Below are 19,286 nucleotides of genomic sequence, written 5' to 3' on the forward strand. Positions count from 1 at the left end.
GAGCCTCACATCACCCAGCTGGGTCTGTCAACGAGACCTAGAGCTCACTACGATGGCGGCATGAGCAGCCTGACGACCTACGACGCGCTGGACTGGTCGGTGGCGAACTGCCCGATCGGCCGCACCATGGAGATCCTCGGCGAACGCTGGACGGTCATCGTGCTGCGCGAGGTGTTCAACGGCATCCGCCGGTTCGACGATCTGCGGGTCCGCACCGACATCCCCCGCCAGGTGCTGTCCAACCGGCTCGCCAAGCTCGTCGACCACGGCATCCTCCGCCGTACGCCGTACCGCGAGCCGGGCGCGCGCCAGCGGTACGAGTACCGCCTGACCGCGCAGGGGCTCGATCTGTACCCGGTCCTGATCGCGATCCGCGACTGGGGCGACAAGTACCTGGCCGGTCCCGAAGGTTCACCGCTGACGATCGAACACCGCGACTGCGGTGCACCCGTACACACCGAGCTCCAGTGCGAATCCGGCCACACCTTGACCACTCCGCGCGACGCCGTACCGCGTCCCGGACCGGGGGCACGGCGGCGGGCAAACGTATGAAACAAAGGGTTTTCGGTAGGTAGGTGTTTCCTCCCGCGACGAGGCGGTTAGGCTGCCCAGCGGGGAGGATGAAAGTGCGGCACTTCAACACACCACCACAGTGGCCTGACCCACCGACGCCGGACTGGCGACCACCGCGGCGGTGGCAGCCACCCAGCTCCTGGCCGGCGGCGCCGGACCGCTGGGTGTTCTGGGTCGACGAGCACGGCCGAGGGGTTCGCGGACCGATCGGACGGTACGGCGGGGCCCGCCGGGTGACGACCTTGATCATGGTCGTCGTACCGCTCGCGCTGATGGCGCTCGTGCTGCTGAACCCGTTCAGTAGCAATGAATCGTCGGGTTCTGCGCCGATTCTCGGACCGACCGCCCCGGTGACGCATCCGCCGGTCGAGCGCACCGCCAAGCCCGCCCGCGCGCAGCGGGCGCCGATCTACCGGAGCTGCGCGGAGGTCCGCGCGGCCGGCAAGGCACCACTCCGCCGCGGCGAGCCCGGCTACTCGCGCGCGCTCGATCCCGACGGCGACGGCGTGGCCTGCGAGCGCGGCAAGTCCTGACGGAGCCCGTCGTTCCACAGCTCCTGCGTCTGGCTGATCCAGAACGCCGCGAACAGCACGATCAAAGTCCCTTCGATCCACAGCACGGCGTGGTCCCAGCCGAAGAGCTTCTTCCAGCCGACCATGAGCAGCGGTACGACCACCATCGCGACGGCGATCACGGAGTACCGGTTGGCCGGTGAATGCGGGACCGCGTGCTTGCGTTGCTTGCGCCGGAACTGCTCCGCGTTCAGCAGCACCACCGCGACGATGCACAGGAACATCACGATCGCGGCCGCGTAGTGCGCGTGCCCGATGAACCCGGACCGGTCGGCGAAGAACCACGCCAGCCCGCCGCCGAAGATCAGCACCGCGACCCCGAGGCCGAGCAGGTACATCGGCGTCCAGCGTTCCGGATGCTTGATCCGGTCGCGGAGGACGAAGACCGCGGTCAGGACCAGGCACGGGACGCCGACGATGAACAACGCGAGCATGTTGTTCGAGACGTTCGCCGTCGCGTCGCCGAGCGCCACCTGCACCGAGTGGCACTTGCCCTGGCCCGGCGTCGGGACCAGCGCGACCACCGGCGCGAGAATGCCGGCCACGTTCAGCAGGATGTCCTCCGGCTCGGTGTTGCCCTTCAGCACCACCATGCAGACACCGATGGTGATCAGCGCGCCGACGAAGATCGCGCGGACCGGCGTGTAGTAGTAGGCGCTGATCGACGTCTGCAGGCAGCTCGGATCGGTCTTGGACCACTCGATCACCACCGCGGTGCCGAGCAGAACGATCATCGCCACCATTGCCATCCGCAGGTAGCGGTAGGTCTTGATGGAGTATTCACCGGGCACGGTCATCATCGTCCCCCTCGACCTGAGCGCTTACCCGCAGTATGCGCGGTTCACGGCCGGACGACGAGGGGCTGGAACGCGGCCCGGACGGTGGCGGCGGTCGGCTTCACGTCCTGCTGCGTGTCCGGGCTGCCGATGCCGTTGTACGTCGGGTAAGAGATCGTCGCGGGGCAGACCGAGCCGCTGATCTGGACCGTGCTGGTCCTGATCAGCCGGCCGGTGCGCAGTTCGTACACCCGGACCGGAACCGCGATCTTGTAGAACGTCACATAGGTGTCGCCACCACCGGAGCCGATGAACGGCGTGTACCGGCAGGTCTGCACGGCCGGTCCCCTGCTCTCCTTACCCGCACACACGACCAGAGCGGCGTTGTCGGCCTGGTACGCCCACCATTGCGACGGCAGCTTGCTGGTGTAGTCGTTGGCACCGACGTACACAGCGCGGTTCAGTCCATGCCGCAGCCGCGGGGCAGGGCTGAACTTTGCGGGCGTGGAGCAGTAAGCACCGGAGTGGACCAGCTCGCGAACCCTCGCCAGCTCCGCGCGGATCTTCGCCTGCAGGATCTGGTAGTTGGCGTTCTGTACGCCGGCGCGCGCCCGGACCGCCTGCTTCGCGTGCGGGTAGCGGCTCACCAGCAGCTGGTAGGTGCTGCGCGCGTTCGCCCAGTCGGCTTTGGCCGCCTGGGCGTCGGCGCAGCCGAGCAGCGCGTTCGGCTCGATCTTCGGGACGAGCGCATTCGGCCGGTCGAGGACGTTGCCGACCGGCTTCCGGGTCCGCAGCCAGTTGGTCACCTCGAGACTCGCGCACGAGTCCTTCAGCGGAAACCTGGCCACGAACTGGTCCACGGCCCTCCCCACGGTCTGCATCTGGTTCGGGTCCGCGGCGACGGCCGACAGCTGGTCGAAGCCCGCCTTCATCCTGGGTACGTCGATCAGCGCCGTCGCGCTCGCCAGCCCGTCCGCGGCCACGTCGATCCGATCGCACGCCTGAACATCGGCCTCGACGCGAACGGTCCGCGGCGCGTCGCCGATCCGATGCCCGAGACCGTACTTCGCTTGCGCCGCCCGTACTCCGCCGCAGTCACCGGCCGCACGCGCCTCGACGGCCTGCCGGTCGATCCGCTGGGCGTCGTACCGCTCGAAGGCGACGCCGCCCAGCACAACGATCGCGACGCCGAGCGCGACCAGCCGCTTGGCGAGACTGGGGGTCTGCAACCGTTGCCGACGGGCCAGGAACCAGCCATGGACGATCTGCAGCAGGCCCCAGCCGAGCACAGCGAACTCATAGCCGGACTTGCGTTGAATGCACAGGAGGGCGACGAGGACCGCAGTACCCGCGAGGCCGAGGATGCCGAACAGCCACCGGCGGATCAGGAAATACCCGAGACCGAGGAACGAAGCGTTGCCTAGGGCAACGGCTAGTGGATCGTGCGGGCTGAGCTGCTTCGGCGGCGGTCCCGGGTACGGCGTACCTTGCGGGGGCGGTAACTGCTGGTAGCTCATATTCATCGCTCTCGGTCACGGGGCGTCACCTCAAGTCTGAGCGGACCCACCCGCCGCCGCACCGCGATGACCTGTTCCTGTCATCAGAGCCGGATGGACTTCTTGTTCATGAATTCCTCGATGCCGGCCGGGCCGAGTTCGCGGCCGAGCCCGGAGCGTTTGATGCCGCCGAACGGCAGGTCGGCCTGCGAGCCGCCGGCGCGATTGAGGTAGACCATGCCGGCGTCGATGCGGTCGGCCACGCGGCGGTTGCGGTCGGGATCGGTGCCCCAGACCGAGGCGCCGAGGCCGAACGGGGTGTCGTTGGCGAGCCGGATCGCGTCGTCCTCGTCCGAGGCTTTGAAGACGATCACGACCGGCCCGAAGATCTCCTCGTAGTACGCGTCCATCTCCGGCGTGACGTCGGTGAGCACGGTCGCCTCGAGGTACGCGCCGGGCGTGACGCGGCGGCCGCCGGTGCGCAGAGTCGCGCCTTGCTCGACCGCCTTGGCGACCTGGCCCGCGACCTCGTCGGCCGCCGCGGTCGAGGCGAGCGGCGGCAGCTTCGTCTCCGGGTCGGACGGATCGCCCGGGACGTAGTACTCCGCGACGCGTTTGGTCAGGCGGTCGACGTACTCGTCGTAGATGCCGGCGAGGACGATCATCCGCTTCGGGGCGTTGCAGGACTGGCCGCAGTTCCGCATCCGCGCGGTCGCGGTGGCGTTGACGGTCTCGTCCAGGTCGTAGGTGTCGAGGACGACCAGCGGGTCGGAGCCGCCGAGCTCGAGCACGGTCTTCTTCAGGTTCTTGCCGGCCTCGGCGGCAACCGAGATCCCGGCCTGCTCGCTGCCGGTCAGCGAGACACCCGCGATCCGCGGGTCGGCGAGGATTCCGGGGATCTGCCGGCTCGACGCGAACGTGTTCACATAGACGTCCTCCGGTACGCCGGCCGCATGCAGGATCTCCTCGATCGCGCGCGCCGACCGCGGGCAGATCGAGGCGTGCTTGAGCAGGATCGTGTTGCCGAGCACCAGGTTCGGCGCGACGAACCGGGCCACCTGGTAGCACGGGAAGTTCCACGGCATGATCCCGAGCAGCGCGCCGATCGGGCCCTTGGTGATGACGGCCCGGCCGCCTTTGATGTCGATCGGCTCGTCCGCGAGCAACGCCGGCCCGTGCTCCGCGTAGTACCGGAAGATGTCGACCACGATCCCGACCTCGCCGCGGCCCTCGTTGACCCGCTTCCCCATCTCCAAGGTCATGATCCCGGCCAGCTCGTCCACCCGCTCCTCGAACAGGTCCGCCGCCCGCGCCACGATCGCGGCCCGCTCCCCCACGTCCCTGCGTCGCCACTGCGGATAGCCGCCGTACACCCGCCCGATCGCGGCCCGCACCTCCTCCTCGGTCGAGTTGGCCACTTCCTCCACCAACTGCCCACTGACCGGGTCGGTGACTGAGTACATGCGCTTCCTCCATCCAAAGCCGGGACAACTCACCATACTGTATACAGTCCTCCAGCCTGTTGTGGTCAGGCGTCTCGCCAGGCATGCTCGTGACTGCTCGATGTTCCGCCCCTTCGTCGATCGGATGCCCGCCCGTGTCTGAGCAACGGAAAGTTCGTCGTGTTCTGCGGTTGGTTGCTGTGCTGGCCGCCGTGTCTGTGCCTTCGATGGCGCTGGCGTCCCCCAGCGCTCCCCCGGACCCCGTGAACGCCTGGCAGTATCCGCATTGGCCGCAGAAGCAGCCTTGGCAGGAGTCGGGGCAGGACAAGCGGGTCCCCACGACCGTGTCCAAGGGACTGCCGGGTCCGATCGACCCGCAGAACTGGGAGAACCCGGACCACATGACGTGGGACGACTACCTCAAACCGCCGGGGACCAACTGGGCCGACCCCGCCGTCAAGGGGTCGCAGCGGACCTTCAAGGGTGCGCTGGTTCTGCTCGACTACCCGAACCAGGACTTCGTCATCACCAAGCCCAAGGGCTCGACCGTGTTCGGCAATCCGAGCGCCGCCGCGAACGGCGTACCGCGGGACCAGACGGCCCAGTTCTACAAGAACTTCCTCAACACGCCCGAGCCGCTGAACCACGGCCACACGCTGCACGAGTACTGGATGGAGGACTCCGGCGGCCGGTACGGCGTCGACCTCACCGCGTTCGGCCCGTACCGGATGCCGGGCAAGTCGCACGAGTACGGCATGGAGTTCCAGAGCGACGCGGACTGCCCGGCCGGTGACGACTGCTCGCGCGACATCCGCACCGACGGCAAGGCCGCGTGGGTCGCCGACCAGGGTCCGGCAGTACCGGCCGGCTACGACTTCGTGTTCTTCCTCAGCGCCGGGCAGGACGAGTCGTCCACCTGGCAGGAGTTCGGGATGATGAAGTTCCCGACCAAGGAGGACGTCTCCGAGGACTTCGGCCCGCCGGATCCCGCGCAGCAGAACTGGTCCGACACCCGGTACGTCGACTGGACGTCGTGGGCCGCCGGCGCGTCGATCTGGCCGAACGCGGGCGGTGGCTCGTCGACGCAGGCCGAGAGCTCGGGGATGGCGGTGTTCGCGCACGAGTTCAGCCACATCCTCGGGATCGGCGACAACTACAACAACCCGTACGGCGTCCCGGCCAGACGCGCGTACACCGGCATCTGGGAGATGCTGAGTCGCGGCAGCTTCAACGGCCCCGGCGGTCCACACAGCCGGTGGATGATCCCGGCGACCGGCGGTGCGTCGATGGGCGCACAACACATGCTCCGCAACAAGATCAAGCTGCAGATGGTCGACGAGCAGAACGTACTCAGGCTCTCCCGCGAAGCGCTCGCGTCATCGGGTGTCGTGATCGCGAACGTCACCGCGCGCAGCGTGAACCCGGGCGCGAAGGACCTGTCCGGTATCAACATCGAGCTCGGCGGCGCCGGCGATCTCGCCGCGCCCTGTGACACGAACACGGATCCGCTCTGCGACGGCCGCGGGTACCAGAACTACACGGTCGAGGTGGTGGACCGGATGGGTACGGACTCGTTCACGCCCGATTCCGGCGTACTGCTCGCGAAGACGAAGAACCAGGACCGCGCGCCGTTCGAGTGGGTGGTCGACGCGAACCCGCAGGACATCAACCTGACCGACTACGTCCTGCCCGACGGCACCAAGGTCCCGATCACGATCGGCGACTACCGGCAACTGTCGGACGCGCTGTTCCATGCCGGCACGAACTCCGCCAGCGAGTACGAGTACACCGACACCGCGAACCGCCTGCACTTCTACATCACCAACGTCCACCGGGACCGCAAGGGCGTCCTGTCCTACACGGTCGCCGTCCGCTCTCTCGACGGGTCGGGCGCCCAGAAGCGCGGCGTACGCCTCCTGCCCACGGTCGCGAAGCCGGACCGCAGCGGCGTACAGACCTGCGACTTCCGCCTCACCAACACCGGCAAGCCCGGTACGACGACCGGCCCCGAGGACATCACGCAGTACCTGAAGGGCGACGTCTACCGCCTCTCCGCCAAGTCCAACGGCTGGCCCATCGCCCTCCCCAACGCCCTCACCACCGCCAACGCCGGCCAGCAAGTCACCGTCCCCGTCTACACCAAGCCCGGCACCGGCCCACTCGGCAAGATCACCCTCACCGCAACCTCCGAAAGCGACCCCACCAAAACCTCAACCGCCACCTGCATCGCCATCAAGCACTGACTCAGGAGAAACGGGCGGACAGACTCATAGGTGTCCGCTCGTTCCATCTGGACTGGACTCGTACAACCTGATCTCATGTCTCATTAGGGGGATGGGACCATGAGTGATTCGCTGGCAGGCGCCCCGCGCGGGCGACGCGGAGGTTTCTGGTGCGAATGCAGTTGTGGCCGCTATCGTGCGGTCGAGTACGTCGTGCCGAGTAGCTGCCCCATGGAAGCGGCCTTCCCGAACGAGGATCACGAGATCCGTGAAGTAGAGGACGACGCGAGTGGCGGTCGCTGAACTCTACGACCGCGCGTCGAGCTTGCTCGAACGACGCTTCCTCAAGAACGCGTTCCTGCCGGTAGCTGTCTTTCCCCTGGTCGTGAGCTGGCCCTACCTGATTCAAGGCGACCGGCTTGGACAACTCACAGACTGGTGGGAGAGCCTGTCGGCCGCCGCCAAGATTGTGCTCGGTCTGGTCTATTTCATTGGCACTTGGTTCGTCGCGGCGATCGTTGCAAGTCAGTGGCGGAACATCATTCGCTTGTTCGAGGGCTACCCGTTCCTACACACGAAATTGGCGAAATGGAGCATCGCCTGGCATCAAGCTCGCCGGGACGAGGCGACACAATGGGAGCACTACCTAGAATTTCCGGCCAGACATGAGGTGCTGCCGACCAGGTTAGGAAACATCTTGCGAACAGCAGAGAGGTATGGGTACGCACGCTACGGCGCTGACATCATCGTCATGTGGCCACGCTTGTACCACCTGCTTCCGGAATCCGTTCAGCGAGATGTCGAGGACAGGCGCGCCACTGTGGAGTTCCTGTTGGTCACATCCTTGTTCTGGGGACTCTTCGGTGTCGTTGACTTCGGATTCCTGACGATCGCAGGCTCCCCGGCCTGGATTCCTTGTCTCTGCCTTCTGGTCGGCACCGCCGGCGCCGTCCTCGCCTATGAGTCGTGCCTGCCGGCCGCTATGGAGTACGGCGAGCGGATCAAAGCAGGATTCGATCTGTACCGAGTCCAACTGTTGACCATCCTGGGACTCGAAACCCCGGCGAGTCTGACCGACGAGTCGAAAACATGGAAGGCGCTGGACAGGTTCATTCGCGAGGCAAGGCGAAAGGATCTGGAGAAGATACGTGCAGCCAGCGCGCCTACGATCGCTAATCGTTGACGGGCCTTAGGCTCTTCGCGTGTCGAATCAATCCGGCCCGCCCGCCGAGCAGACGCAATCGGCGCAGCAACCGCACCCCGAGCCGCCGGGCCGTCGGCGTGGCATTTCTCCGATCGCCGGCTTCCTGATTCTGGTCGTACTCGTCCTGATCGCGATCCCCACCATCACGTGGCTCGCAAGCCGGTCCGGTGGTTCAGGCAAGCATCCCGTACTGCTAGCCGGTCGACCGCTTGCAGCATTCTCGATACTCGCGCCCGGTGATCTCAAGATGGACATGCGCGAGGTCGCCGCCAGCGACCTACCTGTCGAACTGCCGTTGGCTACGACGATCGTGCTCAAGGACGTCGCTGAAGGTGCGATGCTGACGAGACTTGATGTCGCCTCGATGGGATCTGCGGTTGACTTGCCGAGGAACCCGGTAGCGATCCGCACGCCTGAACCTGCGACGCTGCCGACGTCGGCGACGATTGGCGGCCGGGTGACGATATACGGCGTGCTCGGGAAACAGCGATTCTCGGTGGACGGCGTACTACTGAGCCGCGAGAAGGGGCCGGTCTTCCTTGTATCGAGAGACGATGCGCGGAACTTCGGCGCCGTGCTGGCGACAGGCAAGGTGGTGACGACGGTGGAGGTTGTCAGCCGCTGAAAAGGTCAGTCAACGAATCAACCGTCCAGACCGAAGGAACTCCCGCCGCGGCGTGGAGGTACTCCACGATCTGGCTGGTCTGCCAACCGTGTGACTCGGCCAGGCCTGTGACTATCCAGTGGAGGTACGACGCGGTGGGGGCGACCGGGGTCAGGTCGGCGACTGCGGCGTGAGTAACTGTGTACATGGGGAGGTCGTCGTGTTCTCCGAGGCGGACGACGGTTTCGTAGCGGCCTGGGCCCAGCGTGTGGATCGTGGCGACATCTGGGAGCAGTGCGGCCAACTCGAGGGCGAACGGGCCGCCCGGGTCCCGCCACATTTCCTGGGCGGCGACGTCGGCCAGCTGGTCCGGGGTGAGGAGGTAGGCACGGCCGGCGACCTGCGTGGGGGCCGACGGGTTATAGAAGGCAGAGCCGCCGCCCCAGACCTTCGAAGCGCCGGCGAAGACGAGACCGCCGGGCATCGTGATAGCGGCGGACTTCTGCGGCGGATCCTGGTTGCGGCACCCCGGGTACACCCGCGCGCCACCGCGTGGACGGCCGCCTGAGATGTAGCAGGTGAACCGTTCGAGCGCGAGGTTCGACCCGTAGGCGATGTACCAGATGCTTTCCACAGATCTCCCCGCTCCTCTGCCGAGCCGCTGCGACTGGTTGCTGGTAGCAACAATTGTTGCACCTGACTACCACATCCACGAGCCATTCTCGCACGGTCCTGCGACACTGTGGATAACTTCGAGTACCGAGATCCCTTGAAAATAAGGGATTTCTGGTTTGAAAAGTGTCGGATGGGGTGTCTACTGTGTGTGTATGGAGATCCTCGGGGAGCGACCGGTGTGGTCGATGAGCAGCGGTGAGATGGTGTCGACTCTCGACGCCACGCATGCCGAGATCGCCCGCCTCGAGACCCTGGCTCTGCACCTCACCGCAGGCCTCGAGGCCATCGGCTACGCCCAGGAAGTCGGTGCCGGCACCACGGCGCGGTTCCTGACCTTCCGCTACCGCATCGACGCCACGAAGGCGCGCCGCGACGTCCACCTGGCCAACGCCCTGCCGAAGTATCCCGCCGTCGCGGCTGCCCTCCCCGACGCTGCTCCTGAGAGCAGCGTCGGCGACTCCGTCGAGGGCGCTGGTGGCGGTGTGCTGTTGCATCCGGCGCAGGCCGAGGCGATCGTCTCCGCACTGGACAAACTGCCGACCACGGTGCCGGTCGAGGATCTACAGGTCGCCGAGCGGGAAATGGTGGAGCTGGGCCGCACCCACGGCCCGCTCGACCTACGCAAAGCCGGCGTGCAGATCCGCAACCGGCTCGACACCGACGGCCCGGAGCCTGCCGAGCAGAAGGCCTACGACCGCGAGACCCTACAGTTGAAGACGGCCGAGAACGGCGTCGCGTTCAGCGGCTTCCTGGCCAACGAGAACGCTGAACTGTTCCGTACTCTGATCCACACTCATGCGAAGCCTCACAAGACCATCGACGGCGCTCTCGACCCCCGCACCCGCGACAAGCGCCGGGCCGACGCGCTGATCACCGTCCTGACCAGTGCCACGGGCGGTTGCACGATGCGCACGGCGGCTGCTGCTGCAGCTACGGCGGACGGCGCTAAACCCGACGGCGGTGCGAGCGAATTCCGTGCCGGGCACGGCGCGAAGCCGCACATCATCGTCACCATCGACTTCAAGGACCTCCAAGCAGCCACCGCGAGCGCGACCGGTCAGCTGATCTACGGCGACGGCCTGTCCGCGGCCACCATCCGCCGACTCGCCTGCGACGCCCACGTCCTGCCGATCGTCCTTGGCTCGGACTCCCAACCCCTGGACGTCGGCACGACCGTTCGGCTCGCCACCGGTCCCCTGCGCAAGGCTCTCATTGCCCGCGACAAAGGCTGCGTCTGCTGCGGCGCGCCGCCTATCTACTGCGACGCCCACCACGTCATCAGCTGGATCGACAGAGGCGAGACCAAGATCGACAACCTCGTCCTCCTCTGCAAACGCTGCCACCGCGACCTGCACGCCGGCCACTGGGACATTCACATCGCGGACGGCATCGTCCACGTCGCCCGCCCTGCCTGGGCCACACCCGACCCGGTCCCCAGCCGGCGATACGGCCCGCCAACCATCAGACCCCACCCCGCTCCGAACGCATCCGGGACAACCTCGTCCAGCGCAACCTCGTCCGGCGCACCTGCACGCGTCTGGCCGCGAGAGACCGATCCACCCTGGATCACTGCCGAGGATGCCGCACGCCTCGATCCCTGGGGAGAAGCAGGCGACGACGGGCTCCGGCGGATCTCCCACGAGGCAGCCGGCCGAGCGGCCATGACGGGCCTCGATATCTGGGGTGAGGCTCTCCATGACCAGCCTGTCCAACCACGCAACCGTCAAGCCACAGACATCGACCCGTGGGGTGACCGTGCGCCCGGCGACCAGGACGTCGGCACCGGCAGCGATGACGGCGCCCGAGCAGAATCGACAATGGACCCGTGGAGTGGGTCCGCGGAGCCCCAAGGCGGCATGGCTGCAGCCTAGACGGTACGGAGTGACGCCGTCGTTGTGACGGGGTTGCGGGGAAGCCTGCGCGGTGTCTCGATGCTGACCGGGCTCGCGCGGTAGGGAACTACCGACTCATGCTTGCAATGGTTTGAAAGTCACCAAGCGCGAACAGCAGAGTTCATCTTCCGTCGGTTAATCGTTCAGATTAGGGTGCCTGCGATGCAGCGCTGGTGATTCAGACTCCATCCGCCCCACCGCCCGTCAGGAGGATTGCATGCCAGACATCAATCGCCGGAGGTTCCTGCAGCTCGCGGGAGCGTCGGCCGCGTTCGCCGCGATGACGAACAGTATCGAGCAGGCTGCCGCGATCCCGGCCCATCGCCGCTTCGGCGATATCCAGGACGTCGAGCACATCGTCGTACTGATGCAGGAGAACCGGTCGTTCGACCACTACTTCGGCACGCTCAACGGTGTCCGCGGGTTCGGTGACCCGCGGCCGGTGACGCTGCCCAGCGGTCAGCCGGTGTGGCACCAGAAGAATGCCCTCGGCAAGGAGATCCTGCCGTTCCATCCGGACGCCGACGACCTGGGGATGCAGTTCATCCAGGACCTCGCGCACAGCTGGGGCGACGCGCACCAGGCGGTGAACGGCGGCAAGTACGACCAGTGGATCCCGGCCAAGACGTCGACCACGATGGCGTACCTGACCCGAGACGACATCCCGTTCCACTACGCGCTCGCGGACAAGTTCACGCTCTGCGACGCGTACCACTGCTCGTTCATGGGCTCCACCGACCCGAACCGGTACTACATGTGGACCGGCTACACCGGCAACGACGGCACCGGCGGCGGCCCGGTCCTCGGCAACGACGAGGCCGGCTACGGGTGGACGACGTACCCCGAGCGGCTCGAGCAGGCCGGTGTGTCGTGGAAGATCTATCAGGACATCGGCGACGGTCTGGACGCGGCCGGCGGCTGGGGCTGGATCGACGACGCCTACCGCGGCAACTACGGCGACAACTCGTTGCTGTACTTCAACACCTACCGCAATGCGCAGCCCGGGAACCCCTTGTACGACAAGGCTCGCACCGGCACGAACGCGAAGGCCGGCGACAGCCTGTTCGCGCAACTGAAGGCGGACGTTCGCGGTAACAAGCTGCCGAAGATCTCCTGGATCGCGGCGCCCGAGGCGTTCACCGAGCACCCGAACTGGCCGGCCAACTACGGCGCCTGGTACATCTCCCAGGTCCTCGACGCCCTCACCTCGAACCCCGAGGTGTGGAGCAAGACCGCGCTGTTCATCACCTACGACGAGAACGACGGCTTCTTCGACCACGTCGTACCGCCGTTCCCGCCGCTGTCCGCTTCACAGGGTCTCTCGACGGTGGACCCGGGGCCGGATCTCTACACCGGCGCCAAGGCCGCGCACGGCGCCTACGGTCTGGGCCAGCGGGTGCCGATGCTGGTCGTGTCGCCGTGGAGCACCGGTGGCTACACCTGCTCGGAGACCTTCGACCACACGTCGATCATCCGGTTCATGGAGTCGCGGTTCGGCGTCCACGAACCGAACATCTCGCCGTGGCGTCGCGCGGTCTGCGGTGACCTCACGTCCGCGTTCGACTTCGGTACGACGGCCACCCGGCCGGCGAAGCTCCCGGACACGAGCGCCTACCAGCCGCCGGACAACAAGCGGCACCCGGACTACGTGCCGACGCCGCCCGCGGTCGGCCAGGTCCCGGTGCAGGAGCGCGGCTGCCGCCGTACCCGGCCGTTGCCCTATGCACCGATCGTCGACGGAGCGGTTGCCGACAGCAAGTACAAGCTGACCTTCAGCTCCGGGCCGGGCACCGGCGCACAGTTCCTGATCACGTCCGCGAACCGCACCGACGGCCCCTGGACGTACACCGCCGAGGCCGGCAAGACGGTCGCCGACAGCTGGAACCCGATCTACTCGGGCGGCGTCACCGACCTCACCGTCCACGGCCCGAACGGCTTCCTCCGCACCTTCAAGGGCAAGCCCGCCACCGGACTCGAGATCACGGCCCGCGAGCACGCCGACGACATCGTCCTCACCTTCACCTCCGACGCCGCCCGCCGGGTGACGATCGCGAACGCGTACACCGGCAAGACCAAGACCCTCGACGTCGGCAAGGGCCAGACGACGTACACGGTCACCACCACGACCCGCTGGTACGACGTCTCGGTCACCACCACCGCCGACCCGACGTACCTCCGCCGCTACGCCGGCCACGTAGAAACCGGCGCCCCCGGCACCACCGACCCCGCCATCAAGACGGCCTGATCGACAGCCCGGAGGCCCCGGTCCCTAGAGGATCGGGCTTTCTGGCTTCAGGTTGTCGGCAGGGTTGGCGTCGTCGGTCTGTTCGAGTTCGTCGACGTGGATGCGGGTGGTCCAGCGCAGGTCGGGGTCGGGCGCCGGGATGGAGTCCAGGAGGAGCTTCGTGTACGGGTGGGTGGGCTCGTGCATGACCGTGGACACCACGCCGCGTTCGACGATCTGGCCCTTGGTGATGACCATGACCTCGCCGCCCAGGTAGTAGACCGTGGACAGGTCGTGGGTGATGAACAGCGTGGTCATGCCGTGCTCGCGCTGGAAGTCGAGCAGGATGTCGAGGAAGTGCCTGCGGACCTGGGCGTCCAGCATCGACACCGGCTCGTCGGCGATGATGAACGACGGGCGGAGCATGTGCACGCGGGCCAGCATGATCCGCTGCCGTTGACCACCCGACAGCTGGTGCGGGTACCGCCCGAGAACGTTCTCCGGCTCCAGCCGGACCGCCTTCAGCGACTCCTCGATCAGCGCCAGGCCCTTCGCCCGGGTGTCGGCCAGCTTGAACTTCTTCACCGCCTTCCAGAGCACGCGATCCACCCGGTAGAAGGGGTTGAAGATCGCGTACGGGTCCTGGAACACCGGCTGCACGTCGCGCCGGTAGGCGTCGTACTCCGCGCGACTCAGCTTGAAGATGTCCTTGCCGCCGTACAGCACCGAGCCGGCCGTCGGCTTCTGCAGACCGAGCACGTTGCGGGCGATCGTGCTCTTCCCGCTGCCGCTCTGCCCGACCAGGCTGACGATCTGCGGCGGGTGCGCGGCCAGGCTGAAGCTCACGTCGTCGACCGCGGTGATGTAGCCGTCGGCGACCCCACGGGCGTGGAATCGTTGCTGTACGCCACGAAGTTCGAGTTCGGACTTCATGATGCCCTCCGTCCTAGCTTCGGGATGGATTCGATCAGCTGCCGGGTGTACGGATCCTGTGGATCCTTGAACACCTGCCGTACGTCGCCGACCTCGACCAGCCTGCCTTCGTACATCACCGCGACCCGGTCCACCAGCTGCGCGTGCACACCCATGTCGTGCGAGATCACCATCAGGGTCACACCGAAGTCGGTGCGCAGGTCCGCCAGCGACTGCAGGATCACCCGCTGGATCGTCACGTCCAGCGCGGTGGTCGGCTCGTCGGCGATCACCAGGTCGGGTTCGAGCGCGACCGCGATCGCCATCAGCACCCGCTGCTTCATCCCACCGGACAGCTCGTGCGGGTACATCCGGGCCACCCGCGGCTCCAGGCCGACCTGTCCGAGCAGCCGCGTGATCAGCTCGTTCAAGGAATCCTTGCGCGCCGGCGCGTGCTCCAGGATCACGTCCTTGAACTGATCCTCGACCCGCGCCACCGGGTTGAGTGAGCTCATCGAACCCTGTGGGAGATACGACAGGGCGCTCCACCGCAGTACCCGCAGCTCCTCGCCTTGCACCTTGAGCAGATCCACCGGCGACCGGCCCGCCGGGTGGAACATCGCCGATCCGCCGATCACCTTGCCCGGCGGCTTCAGCAGCCGGAGCAGTGCGACCGCGAGCGTGCTCTTCCCGCTGCCCGACTCCCCCGCGATCCCGAGGATCTCGCCGCGCCGTACGTCGAGGTCGATCCCGCGGACCGCCTTCACGTCGCCGCGGTTGGTCGAGTAGGCGACCTCGAGTCCCTTGATCTCCAGGACGCTCTTCGAGTCACTCACCGGCCACTCCTCTCAGCCGCGGGTTGTAGACCTCTTCCAACCCGATGTTCACCATGTTCAGCGCCGCGAACAGCAACGTCAGCAAGGCGATCGGGACGACGAACATCGGCCAGGCGCCCAGCGTCAGCGCGCCGGTGCCGATCGCGTTGAAGATGATCTGGCCCAGGTCGATGACACCGCCCGGCCCGAGGCCGATGATCTCCAGGCCGACCAGGCCGAAGATCGCGCCGAGCGCCGACGACGCGAAACCGACGCCGATGAACGGCAGCAGGTTCGGCAGCAGCTCGGTGGTGATGATCTCCAGGTCGCGCGCCTTGCTGACCCGCGCCAGGTCGACGTACGGGCGGGTCCGCAGGCTCAGTACCTGGGAGCGGATCGTCTTGGCCGCGAACGGCCAGGAGAAGATCGAGATCATCACGCCGACCTGGAACAGGCTGACGTTCTTCGCGTACGCCGAGAGCGCGATCAGCAACGGGAACGTCGGGATCACCAGCAGGATCCCGGTGAACGTCGAGAGCACGTTGTCGATCCAGCCGCCCTTGTACCCGGCGACGAAGGCCACGATCACGCCGACGACCGTCGAGATGACCCCGGCGATCGCGCCGATCTGCAGCGACACCGCGAGCGCCTTCACCACCATCGCGAACACGTCCCGGCCGAACTGGTCGGTGCCGAGCAGGTGGTCCGGTCCGGGCACTTGCCACTTGTCGTACGCCGCCAGCTCGATCGGGTCCTGTCCGCCGCCGATCGCCTTCACGATCAACGGGCTGAGCAGGGCGATCAGGATCAGGAGTCCGAGGATGACCAGTCCGGTCGCCAGCCGCCGGCTGTTCCGGATCGTCCGCAGTACCGCGGTCAGGATTCTCATCGTCATCACTTCCAGTACTTGACCCGCGGGTCAAGCAGCGGGAGCAGGAGGTCGAGGAGCAGCACCGCAGTCAGCACCGAGAAGATCGCGATGTCCGTGACGCCGAGGATCGTGTTGAAGTCGAGCTGCTGGATCGCGGTCACCAGCGTGGTGCCGAGTCCCGGATAGTTGAACAGCTGCTCGACCAGCACGTTGCCGTTGAAGATGAAGCCCAGCGAGATCCCGAACGCGGTGATCTGCGGCAGGTAGCAGTTCCGCAGCGCGTACCGGGTCAGCACCCGCCAGCTCTTCAGTCCCTTCGCCTCGGCGTACACCAGGTAGTCCTCGCCGAGAATCGGGACCATCAACATCCGGGTGGACAGGATCCAGCTGAACGTCCCGATGATCACGATCGACAGCCCGGGCAGCAACCCGTACTTCAGCACGCTGCCGATGAACGCCAGACTGATCCCCGGTTCGATGTTGGAGTCGTACGCCGATCTCGCAGGCAACAGTCCCATCGAGTACGCGAAGACGTACACCAGGATCAGTGCGACGAAGAAGTACGGCACGTGCGAGAGCGCGATCGACAGGTTGGTGGCGATCGCGGAGCCGAGCTTGCCGCGCCGCCAGCCGGCGATCGCGCCGATGATGACGCCGAAGATCCAGGCCAGCACGGCGGAAATCCCGAGCAGACCGATTGTCCAGGGCAACGCTCGCATGATCACCGTTTGGGCCGGCGTCGGGTAGTTGATCAGGCTCGGCCCGAGATCGCCGTGCAGGATCAGCTTCTGCATGTACACCAGGTATTGCGTCAGCAGGTTCCCGTCCAGGCCGAACTCGTGCCTGTAGCGGGCGATGAGCTCCGTGCTCGCCTGTGCGTTGTAGACGTAGTTCTGCTGCAGGGTCTGGATCAAGGTCTGGACCGGATCTCCGGGCATCAGCCGGAAGAAGAAGAACGCGATCGTCAGCGCTCCCCACAGTTCCACCAGGTAGAGACCGAACCTGCGGATGGCATACGCCGCCAGCGGATGCCGCGACAGCCAGGCCCGCACCCCCGACGGAGGTGCGGAGTCCTGGCTCTTGTCCACGGCTACCGCAGGCGGGGCTTCCGCCGTCACGCCGGTCCCTTCTGCCCAGTGGCGCTGATCTTGCCGAGCACGAAGATGAAGTGCGGCCACCAATTCAGCGGTACCTCGTACACGTTGTCGTCGGTCGGCCAGTCCTTCCAGAACGCCGTGTTGAAGTACGACGGGTAGCCGGTCTGGATCGACGCGAGCAATGGCAGTTGCTGGAAGTAGATCTCCAGCGCCTTGTCGAGCAGCGGCTTGGCCTCCGGCGAATCCGGGTTGAGCTGACCCAGCTGATCGACGGCCTTGTCGAACTCGGGGTCGCGGAACCGCATCTTGTTCTTGCCGGCCGAGTTCTTGCCGATCGGCTGATACTTGTCGCTGGTCCAGTCGGTGTACAGCTGCACCGGATCGATCGCGAAGCCGGCCCAGTTGGAGTCGATGTCGTACTGTCCGCGCTGGAACTTGTCGTCGTGTACGCTGCCGGCCAGGCTGCGCAGCGTCGCCGGTACGCCGACCTTCCCGAGCTGGGTCTTCAGCAGGTTGGCGATCGCGTACTCACCGCCGTCGACCGGCGAGACCGTGATGATCTCGAGGTTGATCTCCTTGCCCTTGTACGTGCGCTTGCCGGCGGCGTTCTTCGGCGCGATCTCGTCGAGCAGCTGGGTCGCCTTGTCCGGGTTGAACTCGAACTTGTACTTGTTCGCGAGCTCGTCGTTCTTCCACTTGTCGTTGGTCGGGTAGTCCGCCCACGGGTACTGCGCGGGCGGCACCTTCACCGGCCAGATGGAGTTACCGACCTTCTCCCGGTCGATGCAGTAGTTGATCGCCCAGCGCATCTTCGGCTCCGACATCACGCCGCGCGCCGGGTCGCAGTTCAGCCAGAAAACCCGTGGGTTCGGATCGTGGAACTGCGTCGTCACGAGGTTCGGATAGCCGGTGTTCCGCAGCTGCTTCGCGTGCGGCTCGTCGATCGAGCCGACGTCGAACTCGGCCCGCTCGAACGCCAGCGAGGCCTGGTCGAGCTGCTTCGACGTGCTCTGGTAGACGGCGTACTGCGGCTTGACGTCGAGCTTGTCCTTGTTCCAGTAGTTCGGGTCCTTCTCCCAGACGAACATCTTCTGGTTCCGGATCGCCTGCTTCAGCTTGTACGGGCCGCTGCCGACCGGCGGGTTGTTTTTGTACTTGGTCGGGTCCTGCGACTTCCAGATGTGCTCGGGCATGATGTTGTTCGGCGCACCGGCGATCGCGGCGATGAAGTTGTAGTGGAAGCGTGGTGCCGGCTTCAGGAAGGTGACCACCGCGGTCTGCGGGTCGGCAACGTCGACGGACTTCACGAACTCCTTCAGGTCACCGCCACCTCCGAAGAGGTCCGGACGATCCTTCAGCAGCATCACCGTGAACTTGAAGTCGCTCGCACCCAGCGGCTGACCGTCGTTCCAGTGGGCCTTCGGATCGAACTTCAGGGTCAGCTCGGTGAACGCGTCGTTGTACTTGTACTCCGTCGCCAACCACGGCGTGAGCTTGCCGGTGGCGAAACTGAGGAAGAACAGCGGCTCGGTGCTCAGCTCGACGCCGGCGCCCGACGGCGAGCCGTTCGGGATCATCCCGTTGAAGCTGTCGAAGACCGTGTACTCGACCTGGCCGACGATCACCGACTGGTCCCGCGGGACCGGGATGTTGGCCTTGCCGATCTGGATCGACTTGGTCGCGACCGGCTTGTTGTTGGCTGGCTTGTCGGAGTACGAGCCGCCACCGGAGCAGGCCGCGAGGAAGGCGGTCATCGCCGCCGCGGCACCTCCTCCGAGCATGCTTCGCCGACTCAGCTGATAGCGGACGACATCTTCGACGTCTTCGAACTGGGGCCGCGGCCCATTGGATGACACCTCGTTCATGACGAAAGTCACCTCCGTTTCCGTTGCGCGGACAGGCTGATCACCG

The 19,286-nt window shown here is 66.3% G+C and carries 16 protein-coding genes; 7 read left to right on the forward strand and 9 right to left on the reverse strand.

Annotated elements, in window-relative coordinates; translation table 11 throughout:
- The first annotated feature begins 60 nt into the window (after nt 1–60).
- Together OHA18_RS39495 and OHA18_RS39500 are read left to right on the forward strand one after the other, a co-directional pair.
- Entirely contained in the window at nt 61–552 is a 492-nt protein-coding gene (locus OHA18_RS39495; RefSeq protein ID WP_329000518.1) for a winged helix-turn-helix transcriptional regulator, read from the forward strand.
- 74 nt (nt 553–626) lie between these two features.
- A complete protein-coding gene (locus tag OHA18_RS39500) occupies nt 627–1,106 on the forward strand; it encodes an excalibur calcium-binding domain-containing protein (protein ID WP_329000519.1) in 480 nt (159 codons plus the stop codon).
- Here OHA18_RS39500 and OHA18_RS39505 read toward each other — a convergent pair.
- The 3 genes from OHA18_RS39505 to OHA18_RS39515 all read right to left on the reverse strand — a co-directional run bounded on the left by OHA18_RS39505 (nt 1,046) and on the right by OHA18_RS39515 (nt 4,880).
- Nucleotides 1,046–1,942 (reverse strand): hypothetical protein, encoded by an 897-nt coding sequence (locus OHA18_RS39505; protein WP_329000520.1) that lies wholly within the window; start codon nt 1,940–1,942, stop codon nt 1,046–1,048. The genes OHA18_RS39500 and OHA18_RS39505 overlap by 61 nt on opposite strands.
- Nucleotides 1,943–1,986: 44 nt before the next feature.
- On the reverse strand, nt 1,987–3,438 hold the full coding sequence (locus OHA18_RS39510) for a hypothetical protein (protein ID WP_329000521.1): 1,452 nt from the start codon (nt 3,436–3,438) through the stop codon (nt 1,987–1,989).
- Nucleotides 3,439–3,521: 83 nt separating this feature from the next.
- The gene (locus OHA18_RS39515; RefSeq protein WP_329000522.1) at nt 3,522–4,880 is read right to left on the reverse strand and encodes an NAD-dependent succinate-semialdehyde dehydrogenase; all 1,359 of its coding nucleotides are present in this window, start codon (nt 4,878–4,880) and stop codon (nt 3,522–3,524) included.
- Between the two features lie 191 nt (nt 4,881–5,071).
- Between OHA18_RS39515 and OHA18_RS39520 the strand changes: the two genes are divergently transcribed.
- The 3 genes from OHA18_RS39520 to OHA18_RS39530 all read left to right on the forward strand — a co-directional run bounded on the left by OHA18_RS39520 (nt 5,072) and on the right by OHA18_RS39530 (nt 8,910).
- Entirely contained in the window at nt 5,072–7,102 is a 2,031-nt protein-coding gene (locus OHA18_RS39520; protein WP_329000523.1) for a M6 family metalloprotease domain-containing protein, read from the forward strand.
- A 268-nt stretch (nt 7,103–7,370) separates the two neighbouring features.
- Complete coding sequence (locus OHA18_RS39525) at nt 7,371–8,264, forward strand: hypothetical protein (RefSeq protein ID WP_329000524.1); 894 nt, start codon at nt 7,371–7,373, stop codon at nt 8,262–8,264.
- A 19-nt stretch (nt 8,265–8,283) separates the two neighbouring features.
- Nucleotides 8,284–8,910 carry a hypothetical protein gene (locus tag OHA18_RS39530; protein WP_329000525.1) on the forward strand — a complete coding sequence of 209 codons (627 nt, stop codon included), beginning with the start codon at nt 8,284–8,286 and terminating at the stop codon, nt 8,908–8,910.
- On the opposite strand, the gene OHA18_RS39535 is transcribed toward OHA18_RS39530, so the two are convergent.
- On the reverse strand, nt 8,900–9,523 hold the full coding sequence (locus OHA18_RS39535; protein WP_329000526.1) for a histone deacetylase: 624 nt from the start codon (nt 9,521–9,523) through the stop codon (nt 8,900–8,902). The genes OHA18_RS39530 and OHA18_RS39535 overlap by 11 nt on opposite strands.
- A 193-nt stretch (nt 9,524–9,716) precedes the next feature.
- On the opposite strand from OHA18_RS39535, the gene OHA18_RS39540 reads away from it, so the two are divergent.
- Together OHA18_RS39540 and OHA18_RS39545 are read left to right on the forward strand one after the other, a co-directional pair.
- Nucleotides 9,717–11,435 (forward strand): HNH endonuclease signature motif containing protein, encoded by a 1,719-nt coding sequence (locus tag OHA18_RS39540; RefSeq protein ID WP_329000527.1) that lies wholly within the window; start codon nt 9,717–9,719, stop codon nt 11,433–11,435.
- Between the two features lie 238 nt (nt 11,436–11,673).
- A complete protein-coding gene (locus tag OHA18_RS39545; RefSeq protein WP_329000528.1) occupies nt 11,674–13,701 on the forward strand; it encodes a phosphocholine-specific phospholipase C in 2,028 nt (675 codons plus the stop codon).
- Between the two features lie 24 nt (nt 13,702–13,725).
- Here the strand turns inward: OHA18_RS39545 and OHA18_RS39550 are convergent, their stop codons facing one another.
- Genes OHA18_RS39550 through OHA18_RS39570 form a run of 5 tightly spaced genes read right to left on the reverse strand, consistent with a single transcriptional unit; the run spans nt 13,726 to nt 19,129 of the window.
- Nucleotides 13,726–14,613 carry an ABC transporter ATP-binding protein gene (locus tag OHA18_RS39550; protein ID WP_329000529.1) on the reverse strand — a complete coding sequence of 296 codons (888 nt, stop codon included), beginning with the start codon at nt 14,611–14,613 and terminating at the stop codon, nt 13,726–13,728.
- On the reverse strand, nt 14,610–15,428 hold the full coding sequence (locus OHA18_RS39555) for an ABC transporter ATP-binding protein (RefSeq protein WP_329000531.1): 819 nt from the start codon (nt 15,426–15,428) through the stop codon (nt 14,610–14,612). Before OHA18_RS39555 ends, OHA18_RS39550 begins: the two co-directional genes overlap by 4 nt.
- Entirely contained in the window at nt 15,421–16,296 is an 876-nt protein-coding gene (locus tag OHA18_RS39560) for an ABC transporter permease (protein WP_329000532.1), read from the reverse strand. The genes OHA18_RS39555 and OHA18_RS39560 overlap by 8 nt, the downstream gene beginning before the upstream one ends.
- Nucleotides 16,297–16,301: 5 nt before the next feature.
- A complete protein-coding gene (locus OHA18_RS39565) occupies nt 16,302–17,396 on the reverse strand; it encodes an ABC transporter permease (RefSeq protein ID WP_329000533.1) in 1,095 nt (364 codons plus the stop codon).
- Entirely contained in the window at nt 17,393–19,129 is a 1,737-nt protein-coding gene (locus OHA18_RS39570; protein ID WP_329000534.1) for an ABC transporter substrate-binding protein, read from the reverse strand. Before OHA18_RS39570 ends, OHA18_RS39565 begins: the two co-directional genes overlap by 4 nt.
- Between the last annotated feature and the right edge of the window lie 157 nt (nt 19,130–19,286).

The sequence above is a fragment of the Kribbella sp. NBC_00709 genome, assembly GCF_036226565.1.
In the GTDB taxonomy this organism is placed as follows: Bacteria; Actinomycetota; Actinomycetes; order Propionibacteriales; family Kribbellaceae; genus Kribbella.